The organism is Crossiella sp. CA-258035, from assembly GCF_030064675.1.
GTDB lineage: Bacteria > Actinomycetota > Actinomycetes > Mycobacteriales > Pseudonocardiaceae > Crossiella.
In genome coordinates, this window is sequence record NZ_CP116413.1 from 1,094,347 (window position 1) to 1,113,457 (window position 19,111).

Below are 19,111 nucleotides of genomic sequence, written 5' to 3' on the forward strand. Positions count from 1 at the left end.
GCGGAGAACACGGCTGGTGGTAGGGGCAGGTTTTCTTTCATGGGGGAGTTACCTCCCCTCTTTTGCCCCAGCCCTGGCTTTGCCCAAAATCCCGACCTAGCGTCATGGTTGTGACAGCAACTCTTGAATCCCCGGTGCAGCCCAGTGCCCCCAAGCCGATGCTCGACGGTGAACGCTCAGCTGCCTCCTACCTGGGCGTCAAGATCTTCGTCATCCTTCCCTTCCTCGCCCTCATCGCCGCGGTCCCGCTGGCCTGGGGCTGGGGCCTGAGCTGGCTGGACATCGGCCTGGCCATCGGGTTCTACGCGATCAGCGGCCTCGGCGTCACGGTCGGCTACCACCGGCTGTTCACCCACGGCTCCTTCCGGGCCAACAAGCCGCTGCGGGTGGCGCTCGCGGTCGCGGGCACCATGGCCGTGCAGGGCTCGCCCACCGACTGGGTGGCCGACCACCGGCGGCACCACGCCTTCTCCGACAAGGAGGGCGACCCGCACTCGCCGTGGCTCTACGGTGACTCCCCGCTGGCACTGGCCAAGGGCTTCTGGCACGCGCACATGGGCTGGATGTTCGAGCGGGAGAAGACCAACCTGGACCGGTTCGCACCGGACCTGATGGCGGACAAGAGCATCCGCGCGGTCGACCGCCTGCTGGTGCCGATCACCACGGCCAGCTTCATCCTGCCCGGCATCCTCGGTGGCCTGATCACCTGGTCCTGGTGGGGCGCGCTGACCGCGCTGTTCTGGGCCGGGTTCGTCCGGGTGTCGTTCCTGCACCACGTGACCTGGTCGGTGAACTCGATCTGCCACATGATCGGCGACCGCCCGTTCAAGTCCAAGGACAAGGCGGCCAACTTCTGGCCGCTGGCCATCCTCAGCTTCGGCGAGTCCTGGCACAACCTGCACCACGCCGACCCGACCTGCGCCCGCCACGGCGTGCTGCGCGGTCAGCTCGACATCTCGGCCCGCACGATCTGGATCTTCGAGAAGCTGGGCTGGGCCACCCAGGTCCGGTGGCCCACCCCGCGCCGCCTGGCCCGGATCACCAAGGGTCAGGACGACTGAACCACAGCTCCACCGCCTCAGCTGGGCCGTCGGCTCCTTCGGGACCGGCGGCCCACGCTATGTGTCCGTCCGGCCGGATCAGCAGCGCCGCGGCCGGCGGGTTCTCGGTCTTGGCCGAGACCACCGGCACGCCCTCGGCCCGGAACTCCTGCTCGCCGAGGTTGAGCAGCAGGCCCTTGCCGGGCCGGAGCAGCTCGGCCAGCCGGACCGGTTCGCCGTCCACCGCCAGCGGCAGGTCGGCGAGGAAGGTGCCGGTCAGCGGATGCGCGCCGGGCAGGTCGTAGGACAGCGTGGTGCTGGTGGTGATCGCGGCCAGCCGGTCGTTGACCTCCGGGATGTCCAGCAGGCCGTCCAGCAGCTCGCGCAGCGCGGTGACCTGCTCACCCGGCCTGGACAGCGCGAACTGGGCCCTGGTGTTGGTCAGCACCCGCTCGGCGACCGGCCTGCGCTCCCGCTCGTAGGTCTCGAGCAGGTCCTCCCGGCCGCGCAGGGCGGCGAGGAGCTTCCAGCCGAGGTTCATCGCGTCGCCGAAGCCCAGGTTGAGGCCCTGGCCGCCGAAGGGCGCGTGCACGTGCGCGGCATCGCCGGCCAGCAGCACCCGGCCGCAGCGGTAGCTCTCGGCGATCCGGCTGTTGTCCCGGAACCGGGACAGCCAGCGCGGGGAGTGCGCGCCGAGGTCGGTGCCGATCACCACGCGCAGGGCCGCCCGCAGCTCCTCCAGGGTCGGCTCGCCGTGCTCGGGTCCCGGTTCGTCGAACAGCGTGGGCACCACCCGGTGCAGGCCGTCGCCGAGCGGGCCGATGAAGATCATGCCGGTGTCGGTGCGGGTCATGCCGGTCCGCGGCGGCTCCTCGGTGAGCACCACGTCGCCGAGCAGGCTGGCGGTCTCACCGGTGCTGCCGGGGAAGCCGATCCCGGCCAGCTTGCGCACGGTGCTGCGGCCGCCGTCGCAGCCGATGAGGTAGTCCGCGGTCGCCGTGTACGTCCCTTGTGGACTGTCCACAGTGACCTGAACGCGGTCGGCGTCCTGGGCGAGCGCGGTCACCGTGTGGCCGCGGCGCAGGTCGGCGCCGAGCCGGGTGGCGTGCCCGGCCAGCAGGAGTTCGGTCTCGTGCTGCGCGATCCGCAGCACGTACGGGTGCGCGGTGGGCAGGCGGTCGTAGGTCAGCCAGGTCGGCAGGCCGCTGAAGTGGCCCGCGCCCCAGCGGTGCGCGTCGGCGGGCAGGTGGTCCAGCAGGCCGCGCTGGTCGAACAGGTCGAGGGTGCGGCCGCCGATGCCGAAGGCCTTGGAGAAGGTGCTGGGCTCGGTGAGCCGTTCGAGCACGGTGACGGACGCGCCGCCCAGGCGCAGTTCGGCGGCCAGCAGCAGGCCGATCGGTCCGGCGCCGATGACGAGCACGTCGGAGTGGGATTTCGCGAAGTTCATGTGGTTTCCCCAGAGGTGATCCCTCGGCCGGGCGCTCAGATGGCCGGGCCGGGTGCTGCGGACCAAGCTAGCCCGAGGGGGGAGCGGGCGACACCGAATTACCGGTTAGATTGTGCACAACTCAATTGTGCGCTACTGTTGCTCTCAGAACGACGACGGAGCGAGGTGGAACGAGATGGCGGGACAGGATCCGCTGGCGCTGGACTCCCAGCTGTGCTTCTCGCTGTACGCCGCCTCGCGGGCGGTCACCGCGCTGTACCGGCCGATGCTGGACGAACTGGGCCTGACCTATCCGCAGTACCTGGTGCTGCTGGTGCTCTGGGAACGCGGCCCGGTCTCGGTGAAGGAACTGGGCGAAGCGCTGCACCTGGACTCCGGCACGCTCTCCCCGCTGCTCAAGCGGATGGAGTCGGCGGGCCTGCTCCAGCGGCGGCGCAGCGCCGAGGACGAGCGCAGTGTCCTCATCGAGCCGACCGGGAAGGGCAGCGACCTCCGGGCGAGGGCGCGCGAGATCCCGGAACGGCTGACCTGCGGTATGGGACTGCCCCTTGACGAGCTGACCGAGCTGCACACGCGGCTGCGGCGGCTGAACGACTCGATGTCAGCAGTACGAGAGAAAGAAGGCCAGTGATGAGCGTGCTCTACACCGCGGAAGCCACCGCGACCGGCAGCGGCCGGGGCGGCGAGATCGTCTCCTCCGACGGCGTGCTGGACGAGAGCCTGGCGGTGCCGAAGGAGCTCGGCGGCGCGGGCGGCGAAGGCACCAACCCGGAGCAGCTGTTCGCCGCGGGTTACGCCGCCTGCTTCAACGGCGCCCTGCAGCTGGTGGCCCGCAACAACAAGACCCCGGTCGACGGCTCCTCGGTCAACGCCAAGGTCGGCATCGGCCCGAACGGCAACGGCGGCTTCCAGCTGACCGTGGCCCTCGCGGTCACCGTGCCGGGGGTCGAAAGGGCAGTCGCGGAGGACCTCGTGGCCAAGGCGCACCAGGTCTGCCCCTACTCCAACGCCACCCGTGGCAACATCGACGTGCAGGTCACGGTCGTCTGACCAACCCGCACGCAGACCCACTCACCGCGACCCCCAGGCGGTGAGTGGGTCTTTTTTCACGACTCGCCGATCACCGGCGGTGAGGCCGACCGGCTGTCCCCGAAGAGGTCCTCGGTCTCCAGCAGGTAGGTGGGCCGCTCGTGCTCCAGGTCCTCCTCACGGGGCGCACCGGCCGCCAGCGGCATGCCGTGCACCGCCGCCGCGCCGGGACGAGCCCCGCTGGTCCCGGCCGAACCGGCCCCCGGCCCACCGCCCCGCCCGACTCCGGCCGCCCCACCGGGCCTGCCTGCGCCAGGCGTACCCGACCCGCTCCCGCCCGGCCCGAAACCCCGACCCGCCGGGGCCGCCCCGAACCCAGCCCCGAGCCCGCCCGGTCCAGCACCGGTTGCGCCTGGCCCAGCGCCAGCCTGGCCACCCCCGAGCCCGGCTCCGCCACCAGCCCCGGCCCCACCAGCCCCGGCCCCACCGGCTGGCCCGACGCCGGTCCCACCAGCCGGACCTCCTTGCGGCGCAACCCAACCGGCCGGATCAGTGCGGTCACCACCCGGCACCACGGGGCCAGGACCGGTCCCGCCACCAGAGCCAGGACCGGTCCCGCCGCCGGGGCCGTCAACTCCCCGGCCGTACCCGCCGCCGGTCCGCCCGCCGCCGGGCCTGCCGCGGCCACCGTCGCGCCCGCCACCACCGGGCCGGACCACCGACACGTCACCGCCCGCCTCCTGCGGAGTGGTCCAGTTCGGCAACTTGGTCACGTTGTCGTTCTTGCGCTCGCCGTACCCGGCGAGCACCAGCTGGTTGTCCGCGGTGCCCGCGCGGAACTGCTCGATCTGCCGGTCCAGGTCGGTGGTGTAGGGCTGGATCTTGTTCAGCAGGTTGTCCTGCGGGGGATCGGCAGGCACCGGCTTGAGCCGGTTCTTGCAGCCGTACCAGTCGGTGGTCTGCTGGGCGACGGCCTTCGCGGTGCCCTCGGCCATGGTCCGCGCGGTGTCGGCATAACCGGCCAGCGGACTGAGCTGCCGCCGCGCGGCCTCAGCCGCCTCGCCCTGCCAGACCCCGCGCGAGGCCGTGATCACCTTCTCGATGTGCTCGCTGATGAGCCCGTAGTCCTTGGCCGCCTTGGCCCAGGTCTGCTCGATCGGGACCAGTCCGGCGGTCGGGGTCTTGGCCTCCACGTGGAACCACCGGTAGATCTGGTCCCCGCTGTGGCCTTCCGGACGGGGAGTGTCCACGGTGATGAGACCGGCCGCGGTCAGTCCGCCCGCGGTCGCGCCCGCGGCGAGCAGGAGGAGTGGCAGAGGCATCAGCGGCCACCTTTCAGCGTGCTGACCACCTGTTCGAGGATCTTGACGCCCCGGGGACAGGGATCGGCGAAGTCAGCGGGCTGGTCCGCGCCGCTCTTCAACTGGAGACCGACCGGGACCAGGACGGTGTTGGACACCGCCACGTTGACCTGGCACTCACCGGACTTCTGGTCATCGTCGTCGGCGATCACCGCTGGATAGCCGGACACTTCCAGCGGTTGCCACAGCGCGAAGGCGTTCCGGCGGCCGTAGAGCCGGTCGAGGCCACCGAGCTGGGTGTTGATGGCGAGCGAGAAGTCGATCCTGGCCGGGGTGTCGGTGGCGATCCAGCGGCAGGTCTTGCCGAGCGGACTGTCCTCGGGCTTGCCCGGCACGGCGACGCCGAGCTGGGCGAGCTGGGGTTCGGCGAGCAGGCGGCAGGGATCGGGCACGAACGGCGCGGTGTCCAGCTCGGGCTGGGCCAGCGGTGGCGCACCGTGCTGGTTCGCGCTGCTGGAGGTGGTCGGGGTGCCGGGGACGGCGGCGCATCCGGTGAGCACCAGCGCGGCGCAGAGTCCGCCCACGACAAGCGGGTGGAGACGGTTGGCAGTCACGTTCATCCCTCGCGCTTGATGATGGACCGGTTGACGCCTTCGGCGCTCGCGTACTGCTTCTTGGCCGCGATCAACTTGTCCAGCATGCTTTGCACCGCGGCTCGATAGGCAAGGTTGGCAGATGAATGCGTGCCCGGAGCCATGTCCAGGGTGCGTTCGATGATCTTTTCCATGCCGTCAGGGCTGTATGGATCTTGGCTGGGCGGAATCGCCATTTGCCGAGTCCACTTGACGTCTGCATTGATCTTCACGATCGCGTCCCTGGCCTCCATGAGGCCGTTGATCAGGGCATCTAGCTGCCCCACATCGACCACGAACCGGCTGCCCCCGCCGAAGTCGATCGACACCTTCGTATCGCGTGGAACCCCCACCGAATTTTCCCCCGTCCCCTGGCAAATCGCCTACAGGAAGAGTTATCGGCGGTTAGGACGAGAATGCGTCCGGATCAGTTCCGGTCCACCCGAAAGGCGTATCGGAACACCTAGAGAAATCAAATCGTTCGGGGCGTGAATTCCACCGGAAGTTCGTACACCCCGCGCATGATCGCGCTCGGCCACCAGCGCAGCTCCTCCACCGGCACCGCCAGGCGCAGGTCCGGCAGGTAGCGCAGCACCGTGCTGATCGCGACCTCGCCCAGCACCCTGGACATCGACTGGCCGACGCACACGTGTGGGCCGTGGCCGAAGGCGATGTGGTGGCTGCCGCGGCGGTAGGGGTCGAACTCGGCTGGCGAGTCGAAGACCTCGGGGTCGTGGTTGGCCGACAGCAGGGAGACCAGCACCGGTTCGCCGGTCTGCACGAGCTGGCCGCCGATGGTGACCGGCTCGATGGCGAAGCGCCAGGTGGCGTTGCGCACCGGGCCCGCGTAGCGCAGCACCTCCTCGACGATCGCGCCGAGGGTGCTCGGGTCGGTGCGGGCCAGCTCGGCGTACTTGGGCTGGCGGAGCAGGGTGAGCAGGCCGTTGCCGATCAGGGCGACCGTGGTCTCGTGGCCGGAGATCATCAGCAGGAAGACCATCGAGGTGACCTCGTCGGCGCTGAGGATCTTCTTGTCCTGCAGGCCGACCAGCGCGGTCACCAGGTCGTCGGCCGGCTGCTCGCGCTTCATCGCGACCAGGCCGTGCACGTAGCGCTCCAGCGAGTCGGTGACGCCCCAGACCTCGTCGATCGCGGCGACCTCGGAGGAGTCGATCACCGCGGCCCAGCGGTGGTAGTTGGCGCGGTCCTCCTGCGGCATGCCGAGCAGGTCGCAGATGATGGTCACCGGCAGCGGGTAGGCCAGCTCGGCGATCAGGTCCGCCTTGCCGTTGCGGGAGAACTCGCGCAGCGCCTGCTCGGTCAGCCTGCGGCAGCGCTCGCGCAACCGTTCCATCCGCTGGGCGCTGAACAGCGCGCTGACCGCCTGGCGCTGGCGGGCGTGGTCCGGCGGGTCCGAGTTGAGCATGTTGCGGGCCAGGGTCGGGCGGTGGTCGAAGGGCAGGCCCATGCCGGAGCGCTGCCACACCACGTTCGCCTTGGCCGGGCTCTTGTGCAGCTTCGGGTGGCCCAGCGCCTCCAGCGCGTCCTCGTACCGGGTCACCAGCCAGGCCCAGGCCCCGCCGGGCAGGTCGATCCGGTGCACCGGCGAGTGCTTGCGCAGCCAGTCGTAGGCCGGGTACGGGTTGGCGTCGAACTCCGCGCCGTGCAGGCGCGGGCACACGCCGGGTTCCTCAGTGGCCACGTTCTCACCATGCCAGACCGGGGGGTGGTGAATCTCCCGCCGCTCGGTGGGCACCGGGCTCACCAGCGGATGAACCGGGTGTGATGTTGCTGTCACCGGCTGCTGCGGGGGCTCCACCACTCCCCGGACACTGACAGCCGCTCAGCCCAGCCGCAACCTCGCGACCCTGCCTTTCTCCCCCGCGGCCCAGCAGGACAGGTCCGGCGTGCAGTCCACGGTGTCGAAGCTGCCCGCGTCGAACTGCCGCCAGTGCCGCCCGCCGTCCAGGCTCAGGTCGCTGCCGGAGGGCCCGACCGCGAGCACGCCGACCATGGAGTGCGGCAGCCAGGTCGCGCCGGACCGGTAGCCGGCCGGGGCCTGCGGCGGCACCTGCCAGCCGCGGCCGCCGTCACCGGTGCGGGCCAGCGCGTCCTTGGCCGTGTTCGGGTTCTCGAAGTCACCGCCGATGGCGATGCCGGTGCGCCGGTCGCGGAAGGCCAGCGCGAACACGCCCGCGGTGGGCTTGCTGGCCAGCGGGGTGTCGCTGACCGACCAGGTGCGGCCGCGGTCGCTGGTGTGGAAGACCCTGGCCCTGGCGCCGCCGCCGGTGGCGATCCAGGCGTCGCGGGGGCCCGAGGTGACCAGGCACTGGCCGCTGGCGGCGAACCCGGCCTCGCCGGGCAGCGCGTCCGGCATGCCCGCGCTGGGCAGCACGGTCCAGCTGCGGCCGCCGTCCTCGGTGGAGAGCACCCGGACCTTGCCGTCCACCGGGTCGCTCATGGCCAGGCCGTGCCGCCGGTCGAAGAAGCCGACGCAGTCGTAGAAGGCCTTGGGGTCGGTGTTGCGGAAGGACTCGGTCCAGCTCCGGCCGCCGTCGCTGGTCCGGTAGATCCGGGACTGCTCGCCCTCGCCGATGGTCAGCGCCACCGCGGTGCGCGCGTCGAATGCCTCGATGTCACGGAACTGGAGCTCGGCCGCGCCGGGCGGGCTCACGTCCTGCCAGCTGCGCCCGCCGTCCACGGTGCGCAGCACGGTGCCCTTGCTGCCGCCCAGCCAGGCCACCTCCCGGTTCACCGCGGCCAGGCCGCGGAAGCGGGCGTCGGTGCCACTGGGCTGGAGTTCCCAGTGGAGTTTCGTGGCCGAGGTCACCTCGGCGGTCGTCGCCGCGGCGGGAACGGCGGCGGAGCAGGTCAGCACGGCCGCGACACACGGCCCGATCAGGGCGAACCACCTCATGACGGCGGAAACTACCCGCTCTACCGCGCCTGTGGCAGGGGTCCAGGCGATGCAAAGTCTTTGCCGCCGGTTCGCACGATCGGCCTAGTCCAGCGCGCTGTTGGCGGCTAGATTCCGGACAGACCCGGCGCACCGGCCACACCGGCCGCAGGCGGCGGGTGCGGGTAAAAGCGCTGGTGACAGCGTCAAGTGGGAAAAGTGTGGCGGCTACCGGAGGAACCAACCGGCAGTTTTAGCCACATAATCGGTCAGCTGTATTTCTTCGTGGTCTGCGGCTCGCCGGTCTGGGTTACTGATTAACAGACAACCCAGCAGAGTCCCGGCTCTATGCGCAGGAGTAGAAAAACATGACGACAGCCCTCGCGCCGACCGCTAATTGGCCCTTCGCCGATCTTCTGGCCGTGGCCGAGTCCGTCAATGCGAAGGTCGATCCGCCCGTGGTGGACGGCGTGGTCGGCCCGACCATCGTCCAGAACGGCCGGGAGCTGGTGAACTTCGCGAGCATCAACTTCCTCAACCTGCACCAGCGGCCCGATATCCGCGACTACTTCATCAATGCGTCGAAGGCACACGGGCTGACCACCGGCGGTTCCCGCATGACCCAGGGGATCAGCCGCCCGCACCTGGAGATGGAGCAGGCGGTCTGCCGGGTCACCGGCAAGGAACGCACCATTTCTTTCGCCACCGGGCTGCTCGCGAACTTCGGATTCCTCAATGCGATGACGAAGTATTTCGACTTCGGTGACGGCCTCAAGTGCGACAACACCGACTCCGTCATCGTCATGGACCGGCACGCGCACTGGAGCCTGCTCAAGGCGGCCGAGCACCTGGAGCACGGCAAGCGGCTGCACACCTTCCGGCACAACTCGCCGGAGGACCTGGAGAAGGTGCTCAAGCGCATCGACTCGCCCAAGGTCGTCGTGGTCATCGAGAGCGTGTACTCCGCTGACGGCAGCATCGCGCCGATGGGCCAGCTGATCGACATCTGCGAGAAGTACGGCGCGCTCAGCTTCGTCGACGACGCCAACGGCTTCATGCTCTACGGCACCGAGAACCGCCCGTTCCACGAGGAGTTCGCCGCGATGCGGCGGGCCACCTTCATCATGATGTCCTTCTCCAAGGCCATCGGCATCGAGGGCGGGGCGATCGCCGGACCGGCGGATGCCATCAACGCCTTCGAGATCACCTCGGGCACCTCGATGTTCACCGCGGCCATGCAGCCGCCCACCGCGGCCACCGTGGGCCACCTGATCAACATGCTGGACGCCGATCCGTCCATTGTGGACAACTACCTGGCCAGGGTGGAGCGCTTCCGCGCCCGGCTGACCGAGATCGGCGCGCCGCCGTTCGAGACGCCCAGCTACATCACCTCGGTGCTGGTCGGCAAGGACGAGACCGCGGACCTGGTGAAGGAGGCCTTCGTGGAGAAGGGCTTCCTCATCCCGATGTTCATGTTCCCCGCGGTCAAGCGCAACCAGGCGGTCATGCGCCTGATCATCAACAACGACCACACCGACGAGCAGCTGGAGTACTTCCTCAGCACGCTCGCCGAGCTGAAGGACAAGTACAACTTCTGAGTCAGGGCAACAAGAAGAGGCGGTCCCGGGTGGGGACCGCCTCTTTTGCCGCGCCGGTGCTGGTCAGTCCTCGTCGGACTGCTGCTGCTTGGCCATCTCCTTCTGCAGCTCCGCGATGGGGTCCTGGTCGGGGAAGACCAGCTTGTCCAGGCGGGTCAGCTTGGCGAAGGGGGACAGCGGTTTGCTGTAGGCCCAGGCCACCCGCAGGTGACAGCCCATCTTGATCTTCGCGGCCTCGTTGGACAGGCCGAAGTCGATCAGGGTGAAGCCGCCCTCGATGGCGTGCCGGATGATCTGGTGGCCCATGAACCGGTGCACCGGGGTGCTGCCGATCAGCTCGTAGTCGGCGCCGCTGTAGGTGGACTCCAGCAGGTGGCCGCGTTCGGAGAGCATGTCGAAGCAGGCCAGCTGGTCACCGTGCCAGGTGAGCAGCAGCACGCTCTCCGCCAGCGCCGGGACCTCGCGGAAGTACTCGCCGGGCAGCAGGATCTGGTCGGGGTCCTGGTACTTGTGGTACAGGTTCAGCCACAGGCGTTCCATGTCCGCGGCCAGCTTCGGGCTGGGCCGGCCGCGGTGGGTCTCGAACCGGAAGCCGGCCGCCTCCACCCGGCGCGCGTCCCGCTTGGCGGTCTTGCGCGCCTTGGTCGGCAGGTCTGCCAGCCAGCCGTCCACATCGGCCCACGGCACGTCCAGCACCGCGTCCGGGAACTGGGCCACCCGGCGGAACCCGAGTCCGGCGAACCTGGGCGCGAACTCCGCCTCCGGGCCGGGGGACCAGAAGTCGCGCATCAGCAGGACCTTGGCGCCCAGCGCCCTGGCCTCCGCGGTCATCGCCTCGGCCAGCAGCGGCAGTGCCTCATCGACCACGGTTTCGTCGCGGAAGAGGAAACCGCAGCCGAGGTTGGCCGGGGAACCGGCGACGAACAACGGGACTTTGATATTGCGCCACACCTGGTAACGCAGGAACGCGCCGAAGGCGGCGGCCACCGGGTGGCCATCGCGTTCGACGGTGAAGAATCGGAGGTCCCCGTCGATCTCCATCCCGGTCAGCAAGTCAAGGTAAGCCGCAGACCGGGGTGGTTCCGGCAGAGTTAGTTTTGCCCATTCTGCCGGATCGACATCAATTTTCTTACTGGTTCGAACACGGAGTGTGCCCGTCTCAGCCGGCATAGCGGGCCTCGGTCTCGGCGAACAGCCGGGCCACGTTGACCTCCTCGCGCGCGTCCACCGCTTCCTCGATGTACCGCTTCTGGTCGAGCACGAAGGCCGCGTCCACGGTGATCCGGTACAGGGTGAGCCCCTCGGCCTGCTTGAAGAAGGCGAACTCCTCCTCCAGCGGGTCGATCAGCAGGTCGCCTGTCCGCTTGAGGAAGAGCAGAAGCTGCTGGTCATCGTCTTCTACGGCGGTCGCGGTGCCGCTGAACTGGACCCCGTCGGCCTCGTCGGAGGTGATCGTGGAGTTGTAGATCACCCCGGCCACCCTGGGGTCGCCGGCGATGGCCAGGCCGTGCCGGGAGTCGTTCTGGGAGGCGAAGTAGAGGTAGTTGGGCGCGGCGGGCGCGAAGGCCAGCGCGGCCGCCCACGGCCCGGCGGGGTCCACCGTGGCCAGCGTCACGTACCGGTTGTCCCGCAAAATCGAGATTGCCCGGTCCGTGGCTTCGGTGAATTCTTGACCCACAACCCCTCCTGGGAACTTCATGCGTGTTGATAAACCGCGCGGATTTCGCTTGAATGCTACTGGGTTCAACACCGGCGCGCCAGGATCCCGGTGTATGTGATCACAACGGGAAGGTTGTCATGACGGGTGTCTCCATTGATCGGGATGTGCTGGCCGGACTGGTGCCGCTGCTGCGGTGCCCGGCCTGCTCGAACGCGGCCCTGACGATGGCTTCTCGAGGCTTGGACTGCGATTCCTGTGGGCACAAAGCCCCATTTGTCGATGGTGTTCTCGATCTCGTCGCTAATTCTTCTGGTCCTATCTCTGCCGGTGACAAACCGTACGAGGGCCTCAACGCCAAGCTCTACGGCTGGCTGATGAGCAGCCCGACCAGGCAGCGGCTGGACTCCTGGCTGCTCGGCCTGGACGTCAAGCGCTACTACCGGGAGATGGCCGACCGCATCGCCGGTCTGCCGGACGGCCCGATCCTGGAGATCCCGGCAGGCAACGGCCCGCTGATCAAGCAGGCCGCCGGGTACCGCGACCGCGGCCCGTGGATCTTCGCCGACCTGTCCTGGCACCTGCTCAAGCAGCTGGCGGCCAAGCTGGAGGCGGTGGGCGCCAAGAAGCACCTGGTGATCCGCGCGGACGCGTGCGCGCTGCCGATCGCCGACGGCGCGATGGCCGGCGCGGTGTCGATGTTCGGCATCCACTGCTTCCACGACAAGCCCGCGGTCTTCGGCGAGCTGCGCCGGGTGGTCGCCGACGAGGGCCAGATCGCGGTCAGCACGCTGACCACCGACGGCCACAAGCTCTCGCAGTACTACCACCAGATGAGCCAGAAGGACGGCACCTTCGCGCCGGACAACTCCTGGGCCGAGATCTCCGGCGCCGCCCGCAGCCAGGGCCTCGAGCTGCACGGCACCACCGGGCTCGGTTCGGCCAGGGTGTTCACCGCGCGCCCGAAGGTGCACAGCTAGACCCTCCTCCCCGGTGGCCCCGCCCAGCCACCCAAGAGAAAAAAGGGGCGTTCCCGTCATCGCCCGACGGGAACGCCCCTTCTCCTGCTCAGCTAACCGCTACCACCCGGCCAACGGCTACGACGAGGCGTAGCGCTGGGCGGGAGCCGCCGCGTGCGCGATGTTGCCCAGCGCCGCCGCCTCTCCCATCCGGCTGCCGATCTCCCGGAACACCGCGGCCGACCGCAGGTAGTGGTCGACCCCTTCCTGGTGTCGCTGCAACCGCTCGTTGGCGGTGCCCAAGTAGAGCAGCACGTAGCCTTCCTTGCGCTTGTCACCGAGTCGCCTCGCCAGCACCAGCGCCTGGCGGAGCAGCCGGAGGGCGTGACCCTCCTGCGGCACCGAGGCGAGGTCCGGCCCGCTGACCTGCTCCTCGGGGGAGGGGCGCAGTTCCCTGGCGGCGAACCGCCCGGAGACCGTGGTCGGCTTGGGCTGTTCGTAGACGCTGCTGATGCTGATCGCGGTGTGGATCAGCCAGTCCAGCAGCCGGTTCTCCGCGGCGAACCGGGCGACGGGGTCACTTTCCTCCCGCAGCCGGTCCTCGGCGAAGGCCCGCACCACCTCGTGACAGGTGTAGTTCTCCGAGTCGCCGATCGGGGTGATCAGCCCACTCACCGCGAGCTCGTTGAGCAGCGCGGTGGCTTCGGTGGAGGTGCACTCGGTGAGCACGCTGGTCATCTCCGCGCAGTACCGGCTCTCCGGAGAGAGGGCCAGCCTGCGCAACGCCAGCTGGGCGGCGGGTCGCAGCAACCGGTACGCCACGGCGAGTGCCGCGTGCACCTGCACGCTGCCCCGCACGGTCGGTGCGATCCGCCTGCCCACCTCGAGCAGCCGCTTGCTCAGCTCGACGGCGGGCAGTTGGGGATGTGCGGCCAGCATGCCGCCGACCAACCGCAGTGCCAGGGGCAGTCGCCCGCACAGGCGGGCGAGGTGGCGAAGCTGCTCCTGCTGGGCGGTTGCCCGGTGCGGTCCCACGGCGCGGCCCAGCACGGCCATCGCCTCGTGTTCGGCCAGCGGTTCGACCTGCAGGCGCTGCACCGCGGTGAGTCCGGTCAGCGGCTGCCTGCTGGTGATCATCACCAGGCAGGTCGAGCTGACCGGGAGCAGTGGCTGGACCTGCGCTTCGCTGACCGCGTTGTCCAGCACGATCAGCGCCCGCCTGCCGTGCAGCAACGAGCGGTAGAGGCGCGCCCGCGCCTCCAGCTCGGTGGGGATCCCGTCCCTCGGCACACCGAGTGCGCCGAGCAGCATCCCCATGGCGGCCCCCGGGTGCAGCGGGCGATCGCTGTTGGCCCGGAGGTTGACGAAGAACTGACCACCAGGGAAGTCCCTGGTCAACTGCTTGGCCAAGGTGACGGCCAATGCGGTGGTGCCGACTCCGGTGGGTCCGGAGAGCACCACGGTCCTCGGCGCGGACGCGCGTGACGCCCTTGCCATGGCTCGCAGCCAGTCCAGATCGGCGCTGCGGCCGGTCAGCTCCTCGGTGGTCTTCGGTAGTTCCAGGCTGCCGAACGCGGCACGTGCTACCCCAGAAGTGCCGTGCGCCGGCAGTACGGTCGGCCTGTCCCCATGACGGCTCAACCGGAAGCGTCCTGCCCTGGCGGCCCGCTCGAACTCCCTCAGCTCGTCGCCGGCCAACCGCAACGTCGCAGCCAGTGCCCCTACGGTGCGCTGTTGCGGTCCCCTCGCTCTCCCCCTCTCCAGATCACTGATCGTTCGTACGCTCAACCCCGAGCACATCGCCAGATCTTCCTGGGTCAGGCCGTTGGCTCGCCGGTGCCGCAGGAGCATTCCCCCGAAGTCTCCTGACGTTAAGCGAACCTCATCGGGTGTTGAATTTTGAACTGTTGACATCCTTCCTCCCGGTGCGCGCTGCGGCAATCGGGCTGACGGGCACCCCGAACTGGTCGACCACCGGGCCCCGGTGGTGATCGACCTGCCGCCCCATAGCCAGTCTGGACGCTGTGTCGCAACCCCCGCCAGTGCGTTGACAAAAGCTCAAATGAAGCTGCGCCGTCTCACCTGAATCACGTAATCATGAACCCTGTCCTGTGACACAGGGTGACTCGCGAGCGTCTGACCGGCCGTAGTGCAGGTCCTGAGCGATCTTGCCTGGTGGCGGTTGCGGCTGATCAAGGCGTGGGCAAACGCTGGCGGTCCGGAAGTGGTCAGCCCGGGTCGCCCGTTTGGACGGACCGTTTGGCTGCACGATCGAGCTAACTCGGAAGATCCACCAGATCGGTCCGCGAGGCCAGACCGAGCTTGCGGAGCACCTTGGCCACGTGCTGCTCGACCGTGCGCGGGGACAGGAAGAGCACCTCGGCGATCTCCCGGTTGGTCCGGCCGTGGGTCAGCAGCCGGGCCACATCCCGCTCCCTCGGCGACAGCTCCGGCCCGTAGCCCCGCCTGCCCCGCCGGGCCTGCGCGGCGGGCGCGGGCGCGGTCAGGCCGTGTTCGCGCAGGTGGCGACGGCAGCTGGCGGCATCCCGCGCCGCGCCGAGCCGGTCGAAGGCGGCGGCGGCCTCGGTCAGCTCGTCCACCGCGGGCTCCCCGGCCACCAGCCGCAGCCGGGCGGCCTCCTGCCTGGCCTGCGCGGCCAGGTAGGGGTTGGGCAGCTCGGCGTAGGCGGCCGCGGCGGCGTTGAGCGCCTCGGCGCCCGCGGACAACCGGCCGCGGGCGCCCAGCAGCAGGCCCTGCCCGGCCAGCGCGGCCGCGGCGGCCAGCGGCGCGTCCTTGCCCTCGGTCTCGGCGGTGAAGGTGGCCAGCAGCTCCGCGGCCGCCGGGAGCTGGCCGGTGTTGATCCTGGCCTGCAGGGCGACCGGCAGGAGTTCGGCGGCCCAGAGCCAGACGCCCTTGCGGCGCACGATGGACAGGCCCAGCTCGGCGTGCGCCAGCGCGGCCTCGTGCTCGGCCCTGGACAGCTGCATCTGGGTGTAGGCGGCGGCCGCGACCATGATCACCGGGGTGAACGCGTCCTCCGGGGTGTCCAGCCCGGTGGCGCCCAGGTGCGCCTCGGCCTCCGGCCACTCGCCCCTGGCCACCGCGAGCTGGCCGAGCACCAGGGACAGCTCGGTGGCCACCGGCCGCAGGTCGCGGTAGTCCTCCAGCAGCCGGGCGCAGCGCTCGGCCAGGCCGTCCCAGCGGCCGGTGGAGAAGTCCAGCCTGGCCGCGGTGGCCCGGCCGACGCTGACGATGAACGGCAGGTTGACCTCGGTGGCCATCCGCAGCCCCGGGTCCAGCCAGGCGCGGGCCTCCCGGTAGTGGCCGGTGGTCGCGAACGAGTCGCCGAGGTTGCAGTAGGCCCTGGTCAGGTGCTGCTTCCCGGCCTCGGTGGCGGCCTGCCGGGGTAGCCGCTCCAGGTCCGGCCGGACTCCGCCGTCGCCGAGCAGGACCCGGGAGCCGAGCTGGTTGGCGAGCAGGTTGAGGGTGAGGTCCGGGTCGGTGGCCGTAGACCCGCTCGCGGGGTCGAGAGTTGACCCGGTCTCGATGACTTCTTGAACTTTCGCCATCCAGCGCAGGTTCTCCCGCACCGCGACCGTGCCGCGGAATGGCTGGGCCAGCACGGACATCGCCTTGGCGCCCAGCGCGGAGCGCACGCCCACCTCCTCGATGGCCATCGCGATGTCCCGGCGCCCCTCCTCGAGGCCGCCGGCCTCGCGGACCAGCAGGAAACCCAGGTTCATCCGGGTGGCGCCGCGGGCGGCGGGGGACAGGCGCGGGTCGTCGAGCACCCGGCGCAGCACCGCGGTCACGTCCAGCTGCTCCACCCCGCGCACCGCGGCCGCGCCGAGCTTGCCGGCCAGCCGGTCCATGTCCGCGGTGGACAGCTCGGGCAGCTCGACCAGCTGCTGGTACAGCTCGGTGGCCAGCCCGGCCTCACCCACCGCGGCGGCGTGGTCCGCGGCCGCCTCGCAGTGCCGCCGCCAGCCCTCGCGGTCGCCGGACTCCTTGCTGTGCCTGGCCAGCTGCACCCACGGCGTGGGCTCGGCCGCGGCCAGCTGGGTGGCCGCGCGGGCGTGCAGCTGCCGCCGGTCCGGGCCGGGAATGGTGTCGTAGACGGCCTCCTGGGCCAGCGCGTGCCGGAAGCCGTAGCGGCGGCCGGGCAGCTCGTGCAGCACCACCCCGGCCAGCGCCTGCACCAGCGCGGTGCCCACCTCGGCAGGCGTCATCCCGGCGACCGCGGCCAGCAGGTCCTCCTCGGCGGGCACGCCGAGCACGGCGGCGGCGCGCACGATCCGGGCGGCCAGCGGGTCCAGCGCGGCCAGCCGCTCGGTGGTGGCCTCGCGCAGCAGCACCGGCACCCGCAGGTGGTCCAGCAGGCGGCGCGCGGTCGCGGTGCGCACCTCGCCCGCGGTGTCCCGCAGCGCGTGCAGGGCCTCCTCCACCACGAACGGGATGCCCGCGGTGCGCTCGTGCAGCCGGGCGGCGAAGCCGGCCGCGGGCAGTGGGGTGCCAAGGATTGCGCTGGCCAGCTCGTGCACCCCGGCCACGTCCAGCGGGGCCAGCCGGAGCACCGCGGCGCTGACCCCGTGCGCGGGCCGGAACGCGCTGCCGAGCAGGGCGCCGCCCAGGTCCTCGCGGCGGTAGGTGACCACCAGGGACAGCTCCGGCGGCGGGCTGGCCACCAGGAACCGCAGCAGATCCCGGCTGCTGTCATCGCCCCAGTGCAGGTCCTCCAGCACCAGCAGGGTGGGCCCGGCCGCGATCAGCAGTTCGCGCACCGCGCGGAAGAGCCGGTGCCGCTCACCGGCGGGATCGCCCAGCGGCTCGGGCTGGGGCGGCAGCCGGTGCGCGATCTCCGGCAGCAGCGGTCGCAGCACCCCGGTGACCGGGTTGAGCCCGGTGCCGACCCGGTTGCCCAGCGCGCCGAGGGCCTCCAGCACCGGGCCGTACGGGAAGGGCTCGCGCAGCGGCTGGCAGTGTCCGAGCAGCACCGGGATCCGGCTGGTGGCCAGCAGTTCGCCGAGCAGCCGGGTCTTGCCGATGCCCGCCTCGCCCTCGACCAGCACCAGTGCCGGCGGCCTGGCCACCGCCTCGGCCAGGATGCCCAGCTCGCGGTGCCGGCCGACGAGCACCGGTGAGCTGGTGCGCAGGCCGTTGTCCCTCGCCATCGCACGCTCCCCAGGTGTGTGAACCAATGGCTATCTTCGCTGGTCCGGCCCGTTCGTGCGTCCCTCCGGTCGACGGGTTTTCAGTGAGTACCGGCCGAAGGAAACTGAAACGGCTGTGAAGCCATTGTTTCCGCTTACCCTGCGAATCGGTGGCCACCGACGATTTCCCTGCAATCGGAAGGCTGAGCACATGCGAAAGTCGACGGTTCTTGTCTGTCTGACCGCGGTGGCGTTGAGCGCCGCCGCGGGAATGGGAGCTCCGCCAGCGTTCGCCGAGGCCGAGGTGGTGGGCGCGTCGGCGCCGGTGCCGGGCAGCTACATCGTGGTGCTGAAGGACGGGGCCACCGCCTCGGAGGCGCTGGCCACCCGCTACGGCGGGGTGCTGCAGGAGGCATACACCGCCACCCTGCGCGGCTTCCACCTGCGGAACCTGACCGAGCGCCAGGCCAGGCGGCTGGCCGCGGACCCGGCGGTGCGCAGGGTCTACCAGGACGGCACCGCGCGGATCAGCCAGGACAACGCCACCTGGGGCCTGGACCGCTCCGACCAGCGGAAACTGCCGCTGGACACCAAGTACAACCCGGTCGGCACCGGCGCGGGCGTGACCGCGTACGTGATCGACAGCGGCATCCGGAAGTCGCACAGCGAGTTCGGCGGCCGGGCCGCCATCGGCGCGGACTTCCTCAACGACGGCCAGAACGGCAACGACTGCAACGGCCACGGCACGCACGTGGCCGGCACCATCGCGGGCAGGACCTACGGCATCGCCAAGGAGGCCAAGGTCGTCGCACTGCGCGCGCTGGGCTGCGACGGCACCGCGCCGGACTCGGCCGCGGTCAGCGCGATGGAGTGGGTGACCAAGAACGGCGTGCGCCCCGGCGTGGTCAACATGAGCCTGGGCATGGACAACGTGGGCATGGGCGACGAGGCGCTCAAGGCATCGGTGAAGGCCGGGTTCACCTACGTGGTGGCCGCGGGCAACAGCTCCACGGACGCCTGCGGGACCAGCCCGGCCCGGGTGCCGGAGGCCATCACGGTCGGCGCCACCGGCCGCTCGGACAGCCGCGCGGGCTTCTCCAACTACGGCCGCTGCGTGGACATCTTCGCGCCGGGGGAGAACATCACCTCGGCCTCGCACCGCTCGGACACCGGCACCGCCGGCATGAGCGGCACCTCGATGGCCAGCCCGCACGTGGCAGGCGGCGCGGCGCTGGTGCTGGGCGCTAACAAGAACGCCAGCCCGGCCGAGGTGACCAAGGCGCTGCTGGACAAGTCCACGCCGAACGTGGTGAAGAACCCGGGTTCCGGTTCGCCGAACAAGCTCATGTACGTCGGTAAGTGAAATTTCACTTCGCCGCGTTCGCCATTTCTTGGGCGAACG

Annotated in this window: 16 protein-coding genes and 1 pseudogene; 6 read left to right on the forward strand and 11 right to left on the reverse strand. The window is 70.3% G+C overall.

What is annotated here, in order from left to right:
- Positions 1–110 precede the first annotated feature (110 nt).
- Positions 111–1,061: an acyl-CoA desaturase gene (locus N8J89_RS05290; RefSeq protein ID WP_283663228.1), complete on the forward strand. Its 951-nt coding sequence runs from the start codon at positions 111–113 to the stop codon at positions 1,059–1,061.
- On the opposite strand, the gene N8J89_RS05295 is transcribed toward N8J89_RS05290, so the two are convergent.
- On the reverse strand, positions 1,039–2,487 hold the full coding sequence (locus tag N8J89_RS05295; RefSeq protein ID WP_283663229.1) for an FAD-dependent monooxygenase: 1,449 nt from the start codon (positions 2,485–2,487) through the stop codon (positions 1,039–1,041). The two genes, N8J89_RS05290 and N8J89_RS05295, sit on opposite strands and share 23 nt — an antisense overlap.
- A gap of 175 nt (positions 2,488–2,662) precedes the next feature.
- On the opposite strand from N8J89_RS05295, the gene N8J89_RS05300 reads away from it, so the two are divergent.
- Together N8J89_RS05300 and N8J89_RS05305 are read left to right on the forward strand one after the other, a co-directional pair.
- Positions 2,663–3,118: a MarR family winged helix-turn-helix transcriptional regulator gene (locus N8J89_RS05300; protein ID WP_283663230.1), complete on the forward strand. Its 456-nt coding sequence runs from the start codon at positions 2,663–2,665 to the stop codon at positions 3,116–3,118.
- Complete coding sequence (locus N8J89_RS05305) at positions 3,118–3,537, forward strand: organic hydroperoxide resistance protein (RefSeq protein WP_283663231.1); 420 nt, start codon at positions 3,118–3,120, stop codon at positions 3,535–3,537. The genes N8J89_RS05300 and N8J89_RS05305 overlap by 1 nt, the downstream gene beginning before the upstream one ends.
- A gap of 56 nt (positions 3,538–3,593) precedes the next feature.
- Here the strand turns inward: N8J89_RS05305 and N8J89_RS05310 are convergent, their stop codons facing one another.
- From N8J89_RS05310 to N8J89_RS05330, 5 genes are all read right to left on the reverse strand, one after another.
- Positions 3,594–4,838: a hypothetical protein gene (locus N8J89_RS05310; protein ID WP_283663232.1), complete on the reverse strand. Its 1,245-nt coding sequence runs from the start codon at positions 4,836–4,838 to the stop codon at positions 3,594–3,596.
- A complete protein-coding gene (locus tag N8J89_RS05315; RefSeq protein ID WP_283663233.1) occupies positions 4,838–5,401 on the reverse strand; it encodes a DUF3558 domain-containing protein in 564 nt (187 codons plus the stop codon). The genes N8J89_RS05310 and N8J89_RS05315 overlap by 1 nt, the downstream gene beginning before the upstream one ends.
- A 32-nt stretch (positions 5,402–5,433) precedes the next feature.
- The gene (locus N8J89_RS05320) at positions 5,434–5,778 is read right to left on the reverse strand and encodes a hypothetical protein (protein WP_283663234.1); all 345 of its coding nucleotides are present in this window, start codon (positions 5,776–5,778) and stop codon (positions 5,434–5,436) included.
- Between the two features lie 143 nt (positions 5,779–5,921).
- Positions 5,922–7,151, reverse strand: a complete 1,230-nt coding sequence (locus N8J89_RS05325; protein WP_283663235.1) for a cytochrome P450 family protein — start codon at positions 7,149–7,151, stop codon at positions 5,922–5,924.
- Positions 7,152–7,292: 141 nt separating this feature from the next.
- A complete protein-coding gene (locus N8J89_RS05330) occupies positions 7,293–8,366 on the reverse strand; it encodes a WD40/YVTN/BNR-like repeat-containing protein (RefSeq protein ID WP_283663236.1) in 1,074 nt (357 codons plus the stop codon).
- Between the two features lie 347 nt (positions 8,367–8,713).
- Between N8J89_RS05330 and N8J89_RS05335 the strand changes: the two genes are divergently transcribed.
- Positions 8,714–9,943, forward strand: coding sequence for an aminotransferase class I/II-fold pyridoxal phosphate-dependent enzyme (locus tag N8J89_RS05335; protein ID WP_283663237.1), 1,230 nt, complete (start codon positions 8,714–8,716; stop codon positions 9,941–9,943).
- Between the two features lie 63 nt (positions 9,944–10,006).
- On the opposite strand, the gene N8J89_RS05340 is transcribed toward N8J89_RS05335, so the two are convergent.
- Both N8J89_RS05340 and N8J89_RS05345 read right to left on the reverse strand, forming a co-directional pair.
- Complete coding sequence (locus N8J89_RS05340) at positions 10,007–10,984, reverse strand: GNAT family N-acetyltransferase (RefSeq protein WP_283663238.1); 978 nt, start codon at positions 10,982–10,984, stop codon at positions 10,007–10,009.
- Positions 10,985–11,102: 118 nt separating this feature from the next.
- Positions 11,103–11,576, reverse strand: a complete 474-nt coding sequence (locus N8J89_RS05345; protein ID WP_283663239.1) for a pyridoxamine 5'-phosphate oxidase family protein — start codon at positions 11,574–11,576, stop codon at positions 11,103–11,105.
- A gap of 401 nt (positions 11,577–11,977) precedes the next feature.
- Here N8J89_RS05345 and N8J89_RS05350 point away from each other — a divergent pair, with 401 nt between their 5' ends.
- Positions 11,978–12,580, forward strand: coding sequence for a class I SAM-dependent methyltransferase (locus tag N8J89_RS05350; protein ID WP_252484173.1), 603 nt, complete (start codon positions 11,978–11,980; stop codon positions 12,578–12,580).
- A gap of 117 nt (positions 12,581–12,697) precedes the next feature.
- Here N8J89_RS05350 and N8J89_RS05355 read toward each other — a convergent pair whose 3' ends face one another.
- The 3 genes and pseudogenes from N8J89_RS05355 to N8J89_RS05360 form a co-directional block, all read right to left on the reverse strand.
- Complete coding sequence (locus N8J89_RS05355) at positions 12,698–14,056, reverse strand: NB-ARC domain-containing protein (RefSeq protein ID WP_283663240.1); 1,359 nt, start codon at positions 14,054–14,056, stop codon at positions 12,698–12,700.
- Between the two features lie 186 nt (positions 14,057–14,242).
- Positions 14,243–14,473 (reverse strand): annotated as a pseudogene (locus N8J89_RS41835) (helix-turn-helix domain-containing protein); the annotation flags it as partial.
- 362 nt (positions 14,474–14,835) lie between these two features.
- Positions 14,836–17,730, reverse strand: a complete 2,895-nt coding sequence (locus N8J89_RS05360) for a helix-turn-helix transcriptional regulator (protein ID WP_283663241.1) — start codon at positions 17,728–17,730, stop codon at positions 14,836–14,838.
- A 190-nt stretch (positions 17,731–17,920) separates the two neighbouring features.
- On the opposite strand from N8J89_RS05360, the gene N8J89_RS05365 reads away from it, so the two are divergent.
- A complete protein-coding gene (locus tag N8J89_RS05365; RefSeq protein ID WP_283663242.1) occupies positions 17,921–19,072 on the forward strand; it encodes a S8 family peptidase in 1,152 nt (383 codons plus the stop codon).
- Positions 19,073–19,111 lie beyond the last annotated feature (39 nt).

Bases quoted from the DNA above. Each gene is read 5' to 3' on its own strand.
- N8J89_RS05295 (WP_283663229.1), bottom strand. From the start codon at position 2,487: ATGAACTTCGCGAAATCCCACTCCGACGTGCTCGTCATCGGCGCCGGA.
- N8J89_RS05300 (WP_283663230.1), top strand. From the start codon at position 2,663: ATGGCGGGACAGGATCCGCTGGCGCTGGACTCCCAGCTGTGCTTCTCG.
- N8J89_RS05305 (WP_283663231.1), top strand. From the start codon at position 3,118: ATGAGCGTGCTCTACACCGCGGAAGCCACCGCGACCGGCAGCGGCCGG.
- N8J89_RS05310 (WP_283663232.1), bottom strand. From the start codon at position 4,838: ATGCCTCTGCCACTCCTCCTGCTCGCCGCGGGCGCGACCGCGGGCGGA.
- N8J89_RS05330 (WP_283663236.1), bottom strand. From the start codon at position 8,366: ATGAGGTGGTTCGCCCTGATCGGGCCGTGTGTCGCGGCCGTGCTGACC.
- N8J89_RS05335 (WP_283663237.1), top strand. From the start codon at position 8,714: ATGACGACAGCCCTCGCGCCGACCGCTAATTGGCCCTTCGCCGATCTT.
- N8J89_RS05340 (WP_283663238.1), bottom strand. From the start codon at position 10,984: ATGGAGATCGACGGGGACCTCCGATTCTTCACCGTCGAACGCGATGGC.
- N8J89_RS05350 (WP_252484173.1), top strand. From the start codon at position 11,978: ATGAGCAGCCCGACCAGGCAGCGGCTGGACTCCTGGCTGCTCGGCCTG.
- N8J89_RS05355 (WP_283663240.1), bottom strand. From the start codon at position 14,056: ATGGCAAGGGCGTCACGCGCGTCCGCGCCGAGGACCGTGGTGCTCTCC.
- N8J89_RS05360 (WP_283663241.1), bottom strand. From the start codon at position 17,730: ATGGCGAGGGACAACGGCCTGCGCACCAGCTCACCGGTGCTCGTCGGC.
- N8J89_RS05365 (WP_283663242.1), top strand. From the start codon at position 17,921: ATGCGAAAGTCGACGGTTCTTGTCTGTCTGACCGCGGTGGCGTTGAGC.